We start from the raw sequence: 13,349 nt of genomic DNA, 5'->3' as shown, positions 1-13,349 counted from the left end.
TCTATTGCTCCTGTGTTTGCTTCGCGTCTCCCGACGCTGCACTGATTTCTGCTAAAAATGTTTTCTCTTCCGCCGTCAGCTGACGATCTTCCAGCAACTCCGGGCGTCGTGCCAGGGTCCGCTTCAGCGCCTGCTGTAGTCGCCAACGGCGAATGGCTTCATGGTTGCCGCTCTGCAAAACCGGCGGCACCGACATCGAATCAATCTCTTCCGGGCGGGTGTAATGGGGACAATCCAACAACCCATCCATGAAAGAGTCCTGTATCGCGGAATCCGCATCCCCGAGTACATCGGGTAACAGGCGGATCACCGCATCTATCACCACCATGGCGGCCAGCTCCCCGCCACTCAGAACGTAGTCCCCGATGGACCACTCCTCATCGACATAACGCTCGATGAGCCGTTCATCGATCCCTTCATATCGTCCGGCAAGCAGCAGCTGAGGTCGTCGACTCTCTGCCAGCCGCTTGGCGCACTGCTGGTCAAACCGCCTGCCCTGAGGACTCAGATAGACCACATTGGCCGGCCCGGCCTCTGCCAGCGCCGCCTCGATGGCCTGCTGCATGGGCTGATACTTCATCACCATGCCCGGACCGCCACCGTAGGGCCGATCATCCACAGTCCGGTGTACGTCTGTGGTGTAGTCCCTGGGATTCCAGAGTTCAACCTGGGCAATTCCCCGGTTGATCGCTCTGCCTACCACACCCTCTCCTTTGAGTGCGTCAAACATATCGGGTATCAGGGTGACCACATCAAAGCGCATGGCTTAGAATTCCGGATCCCAGTCAACCACCATCAACCCGTCCTCCAGGTCGATGCGTTGCACCGCTTCTCCCATGGTATAAGGAATCAATCGCTCCCGATCACCTTTCACCACCAGCACATCGTTGGCACCGGTCTCGAACAGGTGGGAGACCCGCCCCAGGTCGACCCCTTCCAGGGTCTCTACCCGCAATCCTTCCAGATCGGTCCAGTAGTATTCACCGGCGGGCAATCGCGGCAGTTGATCCCTGCCGACGGCAATGTCACTCTCGATAAGCTCCGCAGCCCGGTCACGATCGTCGTAACCTGCAAGCTGGGCGACAATCCCCTTGCCCTGGGGGTGTCCAGCGATAACCTTGATCTCCTGCCAGCGACCCTGGCGTTTCAGGTACCACTGCTTGTAACCTAGGATCCCTTCCTTCGGTGCGGTGTAGGAGTAGATCTTTACCCACCCCCTGACACCAAACAGGCCAGAAACCCGGCCCATTATGATCATCTCTCTATCTGACATTGTCTCTGTCCTTAGCGGCTGTCAGGCCTGGACGAAACAATACCTGTCAGGCAGCCTGCTGCTTGGCAGCCTGTTTCAGCAGGCTTGCAACGCGCTCGCTGGGCTGTGCACCCTTGGAGACCCAATGATCAATACGATCCTGTTCGACACGAAGCTCCTCTTCACCACCGACAGCACCGGGATTGAAGAAGCCCAGGCGCTCGATGTAGCGGCCATCGCGGGCATTGCGGCTGTCAGTGACAACAATGTGGTAGAACGGACGCTTCTTAGCACCAGTTCGAGATAGGCGTATGGTTACCATGATGTACCCTTGAAAATTTGTTAACACACCGGACCGGCCGGCGGGAAACGGCGTATTATAGCTAAGATTGCCCCAATGTGAAGACCCAAATCTGCATTTTTTAGGGGCTTATAGCCTAAATCACTCTATATATTAGACCCCTGGGGCTGTTTATGGCGCTCAGAAGGGAAATCCACCGCCACCACCGGGCATGCCGCCGCCAGGCATACCGCCCCCGGGGAATCGGCCGCCCAGCCCGCGCATCATCTTCTTCATGCCGCCACCCTTCATCTTCTTCATCATCTTCTGCATCTGGGTGAACTGTTTCAGCAGCTTGTTCACATCCTGCACCTGGGTACCGGATCCGGCGGCGATGCGCCGTTTTCTTGAACCCTTGATCACCGCGGGAAAGGCGCGCTCATGGGGGGTCATCGAGTTGATGATCGCGATCAGTCGTCCCACCTGCTTGTCATCCACCTGATTTTTCACATGATCCGGCAGCTCGCCCATTCCGGGCAGCTTATCGAGCAGACCACTCATGCCACCCATTTTAGACATCTGCAGCATCTGCTCCTTGAAGTCCTCCAGATCGAAACCTTTGCCTTTCTGCAGTTTTTTCGCCAGCTTGGCGGCCTTATCCTGGTCGACCTTGCGGCTGACCTCCTCCACCAGGGTCAACACATCGCCCATACCGAGAATCCGCGAGGCGATACGATCCGGATGGAAGGGCTCCAGAGCATCGGTCTTTTCCCCGACACCGATGAACTTGATCGGTTTGCCGGTGATTTGACGTATCGACAGAGCGGCACCGCCCCGGGCATCACCGTCCGCCTTGGTGAGAATCACACCAGTGAGGGGAAGTGCATCGTTGAATGCCTTGGCGGTATTGGCCGCATCCTGACCGGTCATGCTGTCGACCACGAACAGGGTCTCGACCGGGTCGAGAACCTGATGGAGCTGTTTGATCTCCTCCATCATCTCCCCATCCACATGCAGACGACCGGCGGTATCGACGATCAGCACCTCGGCAAAATCCCGCTTCGCCGTCTCCATCGCCCGCTTGGCGATTTTAACCGGCTTCTCATCCCCCTGACTGGGGATGAAATTGGCTTCCACCTCTTTGGATAGCGTCTGCAACTGGTCGATCGCAGCGGGACGATAGACGTCACAACTGACCACACTGACCTTCTTTTTACCCTGCTGCTGCAACCAGCGTGAGAGTTTGGCGACACTGGTGGTCTTACCGGAACCCTGCAGACCAGCCATCAGGATCACTGCTGGCGGCTGGGCGGTCAGATCGAGAGACTCGTTGGCCTCACCCATCACCTGAACCAGTTCATCGTTGACGATTTTAATCAGGGTCTGGCCTGGGGTGAGGCTCTTCATCACCTCTTCGCCCATCGCCTTCTGCTTCACCCGATCGACAAACTCCCGCACCACCGGCAGCGCCACATCCGCCTCGAGCAGAGCCATGCGCACCTCACGCATGGTCTCTTTGATATTCTCTTCCGTCAGGCGGCCCTGGCCCCGTAAATTGGTCAGAACCTTGCCCAGTCTTTGTGTCAGATTGTCAAACATATCCGTCTCGATCGTTCGCTTGAATTTTCACTTCGGCCGCAAGAGTATAGCCCTCTACCAACAGCGCCGGGTGAGTCGAACCGGTGATTATATACCAGCTCCGGCCATCTGCTCCCGTTAAATCTGCTTTTGCAGCAAAGAAGTTGGCAAGTGTTGAAGATCGCCCTTTCACAGCAGCGGTCAAATATGCGAATATCCGCTAAGTCCATTGATTTCAAGAGAAGTTTCACCTTTGACCGCGACACTCGCCATTATCGCCTACCTGGCAACCGGAACTGTCATTGCACTGCGCCTGTTCAACGGCCGCATCGGTTCAGGTTTACCCAGGTCACTGGCCCTTGGTCTGGGCTTTCTCGGCATCCTGCTGCACGCAATCCCCCACTACCAGAATCTGATGGCCACATCGGGATTCAACATGGGCATTTTCAATGCCATGTCGTTGATTGCCTGGACCATCACCCTCCTGCTGCTGATCTCAAGTCTGACCAAGCCGGTTGAAAATCTGGGTATTTTCATCATGCCGATTGCCGCCATTGCGATCTTTCTGGAGAACCGCTATCAGACGGTCCATTTTCTCAGCGGTCAGCTCTCTTCCGGACTGACCATACACATCCTGGTCTCGATGCTGGCCTACAGTCTGTTTACCCTGGCGAGTGTACAGGCGGTGCTGTTGGCGATTCAGGATCACCACTTACGCCAGCGCCACCCGGGGGGTTTCATTCGCGCACTGCCGCCACTGCAGACCATGGAGAGCCTGCTGTTCGAAATGATTGCGGTGGGCTTTGTGTTGCTCAGTCTGGCCCTGCTCTCAGGTTTCGCATTTCTGGAAAACATGTTCCAGCAACAATTGGCACATAAAACCATCCTGTCGATTATCGCCTGGCTGGTGTTCGGAACCCTGTTATGGGGACGATACCGGTTTGGCTGGCGCGGCCAGAAGGCACTGATCTGGACTCTCAGTGGTTTCGTGGTACTGATGCTGGCCTATTTCGGCACCAAAGTGGTACTGGAGCTGATCCTGGGCTGACCACTACAACCCATAATCTGCTAACTTTAGAGTTGGTTAGATGCTGACAGGCATTGAGCCCCGTGATGTGACAATTTGGACAATTGGGTGAACATGCCAAACAACCTATCCACAGCAATAAAAAAACTCAATCAGGGTAAACTGGCAGAGGCGGGCAAGCTATTCTCCAGGGTGATTAAAAAAGACCCGACCAATGGCCAGGCACAATATCTTCTGGGCCAATGTCTGTTACGACAAAATCGCAATCAGGAGGCGGCACTCCATCTGCAACAAGCCATATCGATGGGCAACCCGGAACCTTGCCTCTACTATCTGTGTGGCATGGCCTTAGAGAAATCGGGTCAATTCCAGGAAGCGGAAAAATCCTACGAAATTGCAGAGCGTCTGGGATGCAGCGAAAATTTGATGTACTACATGATTGGCAGTTTCAATGCCAACATCACACAAAATTTCGCTAAAGCGGAAGTCTATTTTGGTAAAACCATCACCAACGACCCCAATGCCTATGTCGCCTATGTAGCGCTGAGCAAACTCTATAACGATCAGGGCCGCTACGAGGATGCGCTGCAAGCACTGGATTACTGCCTGACCCATGGTTATGAAACCGTGGAGGTCTATGTGAACCTGGGCCATGCCCTATCACACCAGGGACGCCAGGAAGAGGCCCTGGCCTGTTGTAAAAAATCTGTTGAACTGGCCCCTGATCATGCGGTCGCACAACAGAACTATCTGGCGCAACTGTTGTTCTCCCTGGATAATGAAGCTGAGATCTATCCGGAAATAGCCGAATTAACCAAGCCGCTAAATGCCCGTGTACGGAAAAAATATGCTGGAGAGATGAACTGTCAGCTCGACAGAAAGCTCACCCTTGGCTTCGTCTCAGCCGATTTAATTCAACATGCCATTGTCCACTACTTCCTGCCGGTGTTGAAACATCTGAACAAAGATAGATTCACCATCATTCTCTATTCCAACAAAATCATTCAGGACCAGACCAGCAATGCGCTGGAAAACCTCTGCGATGTCTGGGTCAACTGCAGTCAGATGGATGACAAACATTTTCAAGACAAAATACGCACTGACCAAGTGGACATCCTGATCGACCTATCCAACAATACCGCCGGCAATCGCTTGACCGCCTTCCTCAACAGGCCAGCACCGATGCAGGTTTCCATGATGGGATTGCAAATGTCCACCGGTCTGAATTGTATGGATTACGCCTTGAGAGACAAACAGACCGCAGAAAAATGTCAGCTCGATCAATATTCATCCGAGAAGATTCTGCCGGTTGAAAACAGCGCCTTCTTTGATCCGTTGATGGAACTACCTCCTGTCGCTCCGCCCCCCTGCATCAGTAATGGATACATTACCTTTGGCTCATTCAACGGTCTGCGCAAGATCGACAAAAGCGTCATGGAAGTCTGGGCTAAATTGTTAAATGCAGTTCCCGGATCAAGGATACGATTGATGACGGATGACTATGAAAATAAATACATGCGGGACTATTTACATGAGATTTTCTCCCAGTTCCAGGTTGATCAAAACCGCTTACAACTACAACCCAGGCTCTCATTAGGGGAGTTTCTCACCTCACATAACGAAGTGGATATTGCACTGGATCCTTACCCCTATCATGGGGAGAGTACCACCTATTACTCGCTACTGATGGGTCTGCCGCTGGTCACTCGTGCCGGCAACTCCTGCGCTTCCAATGTCTCAAACAGAATCCTCGCTGCCATCAACAGAGAACAGTGGGTTGCCAATGATTTTGATGAATATATCGAAATCGCCCTGTCACTCGCCAAGGATGTGGATGGACTCATCGCCAATCGCAATTCCCTGCGAACCGATATAGAAAACTCATCGTTGATGAATTTCAAACTGGTCACCGAAAACATCGAATCTGCCCTGCTCAGAGGATGGCAGACACTATGCGATGAACGAAAGCGGGAGAGTTGATGACAACAAACTTCTTCGTACTATTCTACCATTGCACTCCTCTGTCAGGGGCATAGACCATGAGTAACACCTACGTCACCCAGCCTTCTCTACCACCACTCGATGAATTTGTTCAACTGCTGCAACAGATCTGGTCGAGCAAAAGGCTGACCAACAATGGCCCCTTTCATGAACAGTTTGAAAACGCACTGGCTGAGTACCTGGACGTCCCTTTTGTTTCCCTTTTCTGCAATGGCATGATGGCCCTGCAAGTTGGCCTGCAGTCACTAAAAATCACCGGTGAGGTGATCACCACTCCCTACACCTTTCCGGCCACGACCCATGCCATCTACTGGAATCACTGTACCCCGGTCTTTTGTGATATCGACCCACTTACATGCAACATAGATCCTGAGAAAATAGAATCTCTTATTTCCCCCAAGACCACCTGCATCCTGCCAGTGCATGTCTACGGTATGCCATGCCGCATAGAGAGCATTAAGCATATTGCCGACACCTATGGTTTGAAAGTGATCTATGATGCCGCCCATGCCTTCGGCACCAAACTTAATGGCACTTCGCTGTGTAGTTTCGGTGATCTATCCATCCTCAGCTTCCATGCCACCAAGGTGTTCAACACCTTTGAAGGCGGGGCACTGGTAATCCATGACGAAAAACTGAAACGACGGGTCGACTACCTGAAAAATTTTGGTTTTGCCAACGAAACCACCGTGGTGGCACCAGGAAGTAACGGTAAGATGAATGAGATGCAATCCGCTCTGGGTCTACTGCAGTTGAAACATGTTGATGAGAGCATCAGACAACGGGTACAACTGGCCGAACTCTACAGGCAGCTTCTCAACAACATCCCCGGCATAACACTGCTCGATCCTATCGAACACCTGACTCCCAACGGAGCCTACTGCCCTATTTTTGTCGAGCAGCAATCCTATGGTAAAAGTCGGGATCAGCTCTATCAGATCCTGCAGCATGAGTCGATTTACGGACGCCGATATTTCTATCCGTTAATCAGTCAGCTGCCAGCCTATCGGGGACTGCCCTCCGCCGCTCCGGATCGTCTACAAATTGCAGTTACCGCTGCCAAACAGGTGATCTGCCTGCCCCTCTATGCCGACCTCACAGCGGAGACTGTTGAACGAATCGCCCAGATTGTACGAGACAATGCCGTGCCAGGGTGATAGGGAGCAGCATGACTAGCCGAATCCTACTGGTGGACACCAATCGCGCTGCTGTGCCGATCTATCGTGCGCTGCGGGAGAGGGGCCATGAGGTATGGGTAGTGGGAAACAGACCCGATGAGACACTGGCCAAGCTGGCGTCAAACTATAAAAGGTTGGATTATTCCGATATCAAAGCACTAGCCGCGTTTGTCGACAAACACAGCTTTGACTATCTGATACCCGGCTGCACCGACCTCTCCTACCGGGCCTGCGCTGAGATCAATCGGGGGCGCTATCCCAATATCGATCCCCTCTCCACCACCGAGACCATCAACAATAAGAGCGCCTTCCGTGAACTCGCCGGAAATGTGGGGCTACCCATCCCACGCAGTTTGACATTGGCCCAGATAACTGAAGTTGAGGCGGTCATCGTCAAGCCGGTCGACTCGTTCAGTGGGCGGGGTATCAGTGTGGTATATGATGCAACACCTGACAAGCTTATAGAAGCACAAACAGAAGCAGCCAAGGCCTCCGGCAGCGGCGAGACAGTTATCGAAGAGTTTATTGAAGGACAGCTCTACAGCCACTCCGCCTATCTCCATGCAGGTAAGATTGTGGCGGACTTTATCGTTAGAGAGGATTGCACCATCAACCCATTCACCGTAGACACGAGCCGGGTGGCGGATGACTTCCCAGATCAGTCACTCACCTCGATCAGGGATGACATTGGCCGCTTCGCCGCCGCCATGAGCCTGACTGAGGGTTTGATCCATACCCAGTTCATCTATCGCAACGATGACTATTGGATAATCGAGGCGACCCGACGCTGCCCCGGCGACATTTATGCTCTGCTGATCGAACTGGCGACAGGTTATCCCTATGCCGCAAACTATGCCGCCAGCTTCCTTGGTGAAGCCCCCCAAGCCTATGATAAAGACCGACTACAGTCGCTGATCACCCGCCATACCGTAACCTCCAAGCATGGCAGTTCCCTCTGGGGCTACCAATTTACAGAGCCTGTGGATATTCGTTTGTTTGTCCCCCTTGCCACATCAGGGGACTATATTGAACCAAGCCCCTACGGCAGAGCCGGTGTGTTTTTCTTTGGTTCATCATCCAGCAAGGAGCAACATAGACTCTATCAGAGTATTCTTGAAGCTAAGCTCTATACACTTGACTGAGCCGGAATTAAGGAGTTGTGAATGACAGCCAGCCCCCTTGCCTTAGCATTCATTGGTGGCGCTTTGGACTCTGCAGTGGGTTATACCCACTATGCCGCATGCCGCATGGACGGTCGTTGGCAACTGGTGGCTGGTGCTTTCAGTACAGATGACACCATCAACCGGGAGACAGCCAAAGCCTATGGGGTCACCCCTGAACGTACCTACAGCCACTGGTCTGAGATGATCAGTAAAGAGAAAGGACAACTGGATGCTGTGGTAATTCTCACCCCAACACCTTCACACCAGCCCATCGTCACGGAATGTCTGGCTCAGGGTGTTGCGGTTATCTGCGAAAAGGCCCTCGCCACCAGCAGCGCTGAGATAGAGGAGATACTGACAACCCGCAATCAGCACAACGGCTTTCTCGCAATCACTTACAACTACTCCGGCTATCCCATGCTGCGTGAATTACGCTCCCTGATCCGCAGTGGTGAACTCGGCAGGATCCTCCACTTTCAGGCCGAGATGCCGCAGGAGGGGTTTCGCAGAGTAGACAGCCAGGGTGAGAAACCTGTGCCTCAGGATTGGCGGCTGCATGATGGAGAGATCCCCACCATCTACCTGGATCTGGCGGTTCACCTGCATCAGTTGATCCACTACCTGACAGGGCAGCATCCGTTGCAGGTGGTTGCGGATCAGGCCAAATGCGGCTGGTTCGATGTCATCGACAATGTCTCCTGCCTGTGCCGATATTCTGCGCAGATCATGGGACAGTTATGGTTCAGCAAATCGGCCCTGGGCCATAGGAACGGATTGAAAATACGCATCTACGGCAGTGACGCCTCAGCAGAGTGGCTGCAGGCTAATCCTGAAGAGTTGCACATCTCACATGCCGATGGACGGCGGCAGATCCTGGATCGGGGTGAGACAACCGAGATTGCCGGCGCGTCTCGTTATACCCGCTTTAAGGCGGGACACCCGGCAGGGTTTGTCGAAGCCTTTGCCAATCTCTACCAGGATATCGCTGCAGGACTGATAGCCTACCAAGCGTCATCACAATGGCACTCCGATGAGGTCTACAGCGGAGAACTTGCACTGGAAGGGACCAATATGTTCGCCGCCATGATTCGGTCCTTCAAACAACGGAAGTGGGTCAATGTTCAAGCCACAACGAATACCGACAGCAGTCAGGATTAGCGATGTCAACCGTTGAGGTGATACTGCAATCCTGCCTTTCAAAACCTGCCGGAAACAGTCTACTGGTGGAGCAGTACGTCTCTGATACCGCCAGCGGTCGTCGTTATCTGTTGGGCAGAAATGAACATGCCGCCGAGATCATGCAGATGATAGAGGTCGATGGCATCATTGATGACTTCGCAACCAACGGAACCACCTGGAACAACAAGCCGGTGTTAACCACTGAGCAACTGCCAGACCAGTCCATGGTGGTCAATTGCGCCATGTGCATCGCACCGGTTTCTGCTGCCCGTCGACTGCAAAAACATGGCGCGATTGAAATCCTATCCCTGGCCGAACTATGCAGCCATCTGCCGCAGCGCTTCAAGTTACCCTGGTTTGTCAGTCAAACCCGTGACGAGATTCGTAACCATCTCTCTGCCTGGAACAGTTTGTCAACGGCATTGGTAGACAAGCAATCACAACAGACACTGAATGACCTGCTTCATTTTCGCCTGAGCGGTGACTATCACTACATGAGTGGCTACTCTGTTCGACCGGAAGAGCAGTATTTCGAGCCTTTTATCGAACCATCAGCAGCCCATGTGTTTGTGGATGGGGGTGGTTATGATGGTGACACAACAGAGCAGTTCTGCCATCGATATCCTGGTTACAGACAGGTCTATCTGTTTGAGCCAACTCCAACCAATCTGGCCAATGCTCGTCGTCGCCTAAAGCATCAACGTAATATCACGTTTATCGCCCAGGGGCTCTCAGATCAGCAGGGAAGTCTACCCTTTGATACCGAGGCGGGATCGGCCAGTGCCGTCGATCCTCAAAGCTCACAACAGATTCAAGTCACCACCCTGGATCAGGCTGTGAGCGAGCCGATCAGTTTTATAAAGATGGACCTGGAGGGCTGGGAACTGCAGGCGCTGCAAGGGGCCAGAATACACATTCAAGATGACCGGCCCAGCCTGGCCATCGCCGTCTATCATCAGGCAGCGGATTTCCGCAGGATATTTGATTACGTCACCGGCTTATACCCAGATTATCAGGTCTATCTTCGCCACTATACTGAAGGTTGGTCTGAGACCATCATGTATTTCATACCGGCGAACATTAAGCAGAATTAAATAACAGGCCCTAAGCAGTAAGGATCTTCCATGAACCAGCAGAGCAACCCTTCAAGGATTACCGAAATTCGCCCAAAGGTGGTTTTCCAAGCCGTTGAGAACCGCTTCCAGGATCAGAACAGTGAGTTCACCGTCAACATTCCCAGTAGTGCCATCGGCGGACTGACACTGTTGGAGAGCGCCATCCTGACCTCCTTTGTCAAACTCATCACACCCACAGCAATATTTGAGTTTGGCACCTACATGGGGGCCACCACACTGCTGTTCGCCCGCAACTCACCAACCTCGACCTCAGTTGTCACCATTGATATCGACCCCGACACGACAGTCACCCAAAATGATATCAGTGAAGCAGACTATCTGAGTGACGGGGATGCAAATGATGAACACCTCAAAGACATCTTTGCCACGAATGGCGCCATCTACATCGATCGGGCGGAAGCGGAACTGAAACAGAAAATCATCCGGATCCATCAGGACAGCACCAGCATCGACCCACAGCAGCAGAAATTCATGAAGCACTTTCAACTGATATTCATCGATGGCGGACACGACTTCAATACGGTGAAGTCCGACACTGAAAATGCTTTAAAAATGGCTGCCGATGACGGGATCATTGTCTGGCACGATTTCCGCTCCCAGATCCATGATGATGTCACCCGTTTCCTTGACGGCTTTGCCACGGAACATGAGATCATTCATGTACAAAACACCATGCTCGCGTTCATGTTGTTAGGCAAGTACAAGGAGATCCTCATTTGAACCAGCCGAAGATATCCTGGTACAGAACCCCTCTCTCCAGGCAGCAACTCAGCTCACTGATGAAGAAGAGTGATCTCAAGGGTGCCCTCTATATTTTCTTACATCTCACACTGCTGCTGATCAGCGGTAGTGCTGCATACTACTTTCTGCAACAACAAGCCTGGATGATAGGGTTGATCACACTCGCTCTTCACGGTGCCGTATATGCGTTTCTGGGATGGTCGGGGGCCGGACATGAGTTGATGCATAGAACCGTTTTCAAATCCAAGGGGCTTAACGATCTCTTTTATAAATTGTTTGCATTCTTGAGCTGGAACAACCCCTACTATTTCTCTGTCAGCCACGCCTATCACCATAAATACACAGTGCACAAGGAGCTTGACCAGGAGGTGATCCTGCCGCAAAAACTCTCCATCGGTTCCTGGCTCTGGGCAGTATCCTTCAACCTGCCCCTCTGCTATCGGGCGATTAAGATCACTACTGAAAACAGCCTGGGCATTCTACGCGGCTCATGGAGTGACAGACTGTTCCCCAACAAGTGGTCAAAACAGCGCAAAAAAGTGATTCATTGGGCCCGCTTCCTGTTAGCGGGTCAGCTGTTGCTGGCTGGGATGTTCATTACCAGCGGGCATTGGCCACTGGTCTTCGTCATCACCCTGGCACCATTTATACTGAGCTGGTTCAATGTGGTATTGGCGACGGGTCAGCACTTTGGCATGCAAGCCAATGTAACTGACTTCCGAAAGAATTCTCGTACTATCCTACTGAATCCTCTGCTGGCTTTTCTATACTGGCAGATGAACTACCATATCGAACACCATATGTATCCCAATGTACCCTTTCACAATCTCAAACAGCTGCACAGACTCATCGCATACGATACACCGGCACCAACCTTGGGATTGACTGGACTGATCAAGGAGATGTGGACTGACACTCACGCCTCTGCAAAGGTGGTGCAGTGAGCAGATATCCACTGGGTCGTATTGGAGCGATCAATTGAGTCGGTCTTGGATTGGTTTTGCCCAAGGTGAAGGGCTTGCCCCGACCGATCTAATCAAAGGAGTTATTCTTATAGGCTGAGAGGGCTTGCCTGCCCAGTTTAAGATTGCGACCCTGTTTACTCAGCTCCCCTCTGGCCTCAGCACAGAGGGCCAGCGCCTGCTCGTTGAGTGCGACGATCTGACGCATCTGGGGTTCATAATCCCCTGGTTTGAGTTTGAACTCCCTGTCGTTGAAGATCGATTCCAGGAACGGTCTTCGCTGCCGATCCGCCTGCTCCATGTCACTCCAGGCGGAGTCCTGCGCCAAATCAAATATCCTTTGGCTCAATTCGAGTGCCTGGGTCAGATTTTTCTGGAGCTGCGACACGGGATATAAAGTCCACTGCTGTCAGTTTTAAGAAAAGGAAGCTAGAACTTTTTAACCGTCTCTTTGATGTTGGGCGAATTCTGGATTGCTTCCGGCATTGCATCCCAAGCGGTTTTGATCTCTTTCAACAACGAGATCACTTCATCCAGCGCATCAACATCCTGTTCCACATTGGCAGTGAAGAGGCGGCGGATCATGTAATCGTAGAGCATATCGAGATTGTTGGCGATCTCTCCACCCTGTTCGAAATCGAGGGCGCCGCGCAGGGCATCGATCACCGATATCACCCATTTAATTTCGTTGTTACGGGCCTCATGCTCCTTACGGATAATCGATCCTCTGGCATTGGCCATACCATCCAATGCACCGGTCATAAGCATCTGCACCAACCTAAAAGGGGTAGCATACATCGCTTCGGAGGAAGCCGCTTGACGATAACTGTTGATAGCCGAATTCTTTACCAT

General features: G+C 52.5%; 14 protein-coding genes. 8 read left to right on the top strand and 6 right to left on the bottom strand.

The features are described from left to right. Position 1: 1 nt before the first annotated feature. From trmD to ffh, 4 genes are all read right to left on the bottom strand, one after another. Positions 2-763, bottom strand: a complete 762-nt coding sequence (gene trmD, locus A3193_RS02560) for a tRNA (guanosine(37)-N1)-methyltransferase TrmD (RefSeq protein WP_069004612.1) — start codon at positions 761-763, stop codon at positions 2-4. Between the two features lie 3 nt (positions 764-766). Beyond that, positions 767-1,273, bottom strand: a complete 507-nt coding sequence (rimM, locus tag A3193_RS02555) for a ribosome maturation factor RimM (RefSeq protein WP_069004611.1) — start codon at positions 1,271-1,273, stop codon at positions 767-769. 46 nt (positions 1,274-1,319) lie between these two features. Then, positions 1,320-1,574: a 30S ribosomal protein S16 gene (gene rpsP, locus A3193_RS02550; protein ID WP_069004610.1), complete on the bottom strand. Its 255-nt coding sequence runs from the start codon at positions 1,572-1,574 to the stop codon at positions 1,320-1,322. 159 nt (positions 1,575-1,733) lie between these two features. Continuing rightward, positions 1,734-3,131 carry a signal recognition particle protein gene (ffh, locus tag A3193_RS02545; RefSeq protein WP_069004609.1) on the bottom strand — a complete coding sequence of 466 codons (1,398 nt, stop codon included), beginning with the start codon at positions 3,129-3,131 and terminating at the stop codon, positions 1,734-1,736. Between the two features lie 232 nt (positions 3,132-3,363). Here ffh and A3193_RS02540 point away from each other — a divergent pair, with 232 nt between their 5' ends. From A3193_RS02540 to A3193_RS02505, 8 genes are all read left to right on the top strand, one after another. After that, entirely contained in the window at positions 3,364-4,158 is a 795-nt protein-coding gene (locus A3193_RS02540; RefSeq protein ID WP_069013970.1) for a cytochrome C assembly family protein, read from the top strand. 93 nt (positions 4,159-4,251) lie between these two features. Next, a complete protein-coding gene (locus A3193_RS02535; RefSeq protein ID WP_141694752.1) occupies positions 4,252-6,117 on the top strand; it encodes an O-linked N-acetylglucosamine transferase, SPINDLY family protein in 1,866 nt (621 codons plus the stop codon). 59 nt (positions 6,118-6,176) lie between these two features. After that, positions 6,177-7,295: a DegT/DnrJ/EryC1/StrS family aminotransferase gene (locus A3193_RS02530; protein ID WP_069004606.1), complete on the top strand. Its 1,119-nt coding sequence runs from the start codon at positions 6,177-6,179 to the stop codon at positions 7,293-7,295. An 11-nt stretch (positions 7,296-7,306) separates the two neighbouring features. Beyond that, positions 7,307-8,458: an ATP-grasp domain-containing protein gene (locus tag A3193_RS02525; RefSeq protein WP_069013960.1), complete on the top strand. Its 1,152-nt coding sequence runs from the start codon at positions 7,307-7,309 to the stop codon at positions 8,456-8,458. A 21-nt stretch (positions 8,459-8,479) separates the two neighbouring features. Next, on the top strand, positions 8,480-9,637 hold the full coding sequence (locus A3193_RS02520) for a Gfo/Idh/MocA family protein (RefSeq protein WP_069013959.1): 1,158 nt from the start codon (positions 8,480-8,482) through the stop codon (positions 9,635-9,637). A gap of 2 nt (positions 9,638-9,639) precedes the next feature. Further along, the gene (locus tag A3193_RS02515; RefSeq protein WP_069013958.1) at positions 9,640-10,752 is read left to right on the top strand and encodes an FkbM family methyltransferase; all 1,113 of its coding nucleotides are present in this window, start codon (positions 9,640-9,642) and stop codon (positions 10,750-10,752) included. A gap of 30 nt (positions 10,753-10,782) precedes the next feature. Further along, positions 10,783-11,514 carry a class I SAM-dependent methyltransferase gene (locus A3193_RS02510; RefSeq protein ID WP_069013957.1) on the top strand — a complete coding sequence of 244 codons (732 nt, stop codon included), beginning with the start codon at positions 10,783-10,785 and terminating at the stop codon, positions 11,512-11,514. Continuing rightward, a complete protein-coding gene (locus A3193_RS02505) occupies positions 11,511-12,479 on the top strand; it encodes a fatty acid desaturase (protein WP_069013956.1) in 969 nt (322 codons plus the stop codon). The genes A3193_RS02510 and A3193_RS02505 overlap by 4 nt, the downstream gene beginning before the upstream one ends. Positions 12,480-12,567: 88 nt before the next feature. Here A3193_RS02505 and fliT read toward each other — a convergent pair whose 3' ends face one another. Both fliT and fliS read right to left on the bottom strand, forming a co-directional pair. After that, on the bottom strand, positions 12,568-12,885 hold the full coding sequence (gene fliT / locus A3193_RS02500) for a flagellar protein FliT (protein WP_069013955.1): 318 nt from the start codon (positions 12,883-12,885) through the stop codon (positions 12,568-12,570). Between the two features lie 41 nt (positions 12,886-12,926). Next, positions 12,927-13,349 (bottom strand): flagellar export chaperone FliS, encoded by a 423-nt coding sequence (fliS, locus tag A3193_RS02495; RefSeq protein WP_069013954.1) that lies wholly within the window; start codon positions 13,347-13,349, stop codon positions 12,927-12,929.

The organism is Candidatus Thiodiazotropha endoloripes (genome assembly GCF_001708965.1).
Lineage (GTDB): Bacteria > Pseudomonadota > Gammaproteobacteria > Chromatiales > Chromatiaceae > Thiodiazotropha > Thiodiazotropha endoloripes.
This window is presented reverse-complemented; position numbering and strand designations above follow the sequence as displayed.

What these genes read in the sequence shown, in the direction of transcription:
- ffh (WP_069004609.1), bottom strand. Translation starts at nt 3,131, where the DNA reads ATGTTTGACAATCTGACACAAAGACTGGGCAAGGTTCTGACCAATTTA.
- trmD (WP_069004612.1), bottom strand. Translation starts at nt 763, where the DNA reads ATGCGCTTTGATGTGGTCACCCTGATACCCGATATGTTTGACGCACTC.
- A3193_RS02530 (WP_069004606.1), top strand. Translation starts at nt 6,177, where the DNA reads ATGAGTAACACCTACGTCACCCAGCCTTCTCTACCACCACTCGATGAA.
- A3193_RS02525 (WP_069013960.1), top strand. Translation starts at nt 7,307, where the DNA reads ATGACTAGCCGAATCCTACTGGTGGACACCAATCGCGCTGCTGTGCCG.
- rimM (WP_069004611.1), bottom strand. Translation starts at nt 1,273, where the DNA reads ATGTCAGATAGAGAGATGATCATAATGGGCCGGGTTTCTGGCCTGTTT.
- fliS (WP_069013954.1), bottom strand. Translation starts at nt 13,349, where the DNA reads ATGGTAAAGAATTCGGCTATCAACAGTTATCGTCAAGCGGCTTCCTCC.
- A3193_RS02510 (WP_069013957.1), top strand. Translation starts at nt 10,783, where the DNA reads ATGAACCAGCAGAGCAACCCTTCAAGGATTACCGAAATTCGCCCAAAG.
- rpsP (WP_069004610.1), bottom strand. Translation starts at nt 1,574, where the DNA reads ATGGTAACCATACGCCTATCTCGAACTGGTGCTAAGAAGCGTCCGTTC.
- A3193_RS02520 (WP_069013959.1), top strand. Translation starts at nt 8,480, where the DNA reads ATGACAGCCAGCCCCCTTGCCTTAGCATTCATTGGTGGCGCTTTGGAC.
- A3193_RS02515 (WP_069013958.1), top strand. Translation starts at nt 9,640, where the DNA reads ATGTCAACCGTTGAGGTGATACTGCAATCCTGCCTTTCAAAACCTGCC.
- A3193_RS02535 (WP_141694752.1), top strand. Translation starts at nt 4,252, where the DNA reads ATGCCAAACAACCTATCCACAGCAATAAAAAAACTCAATCAGGGTAAA.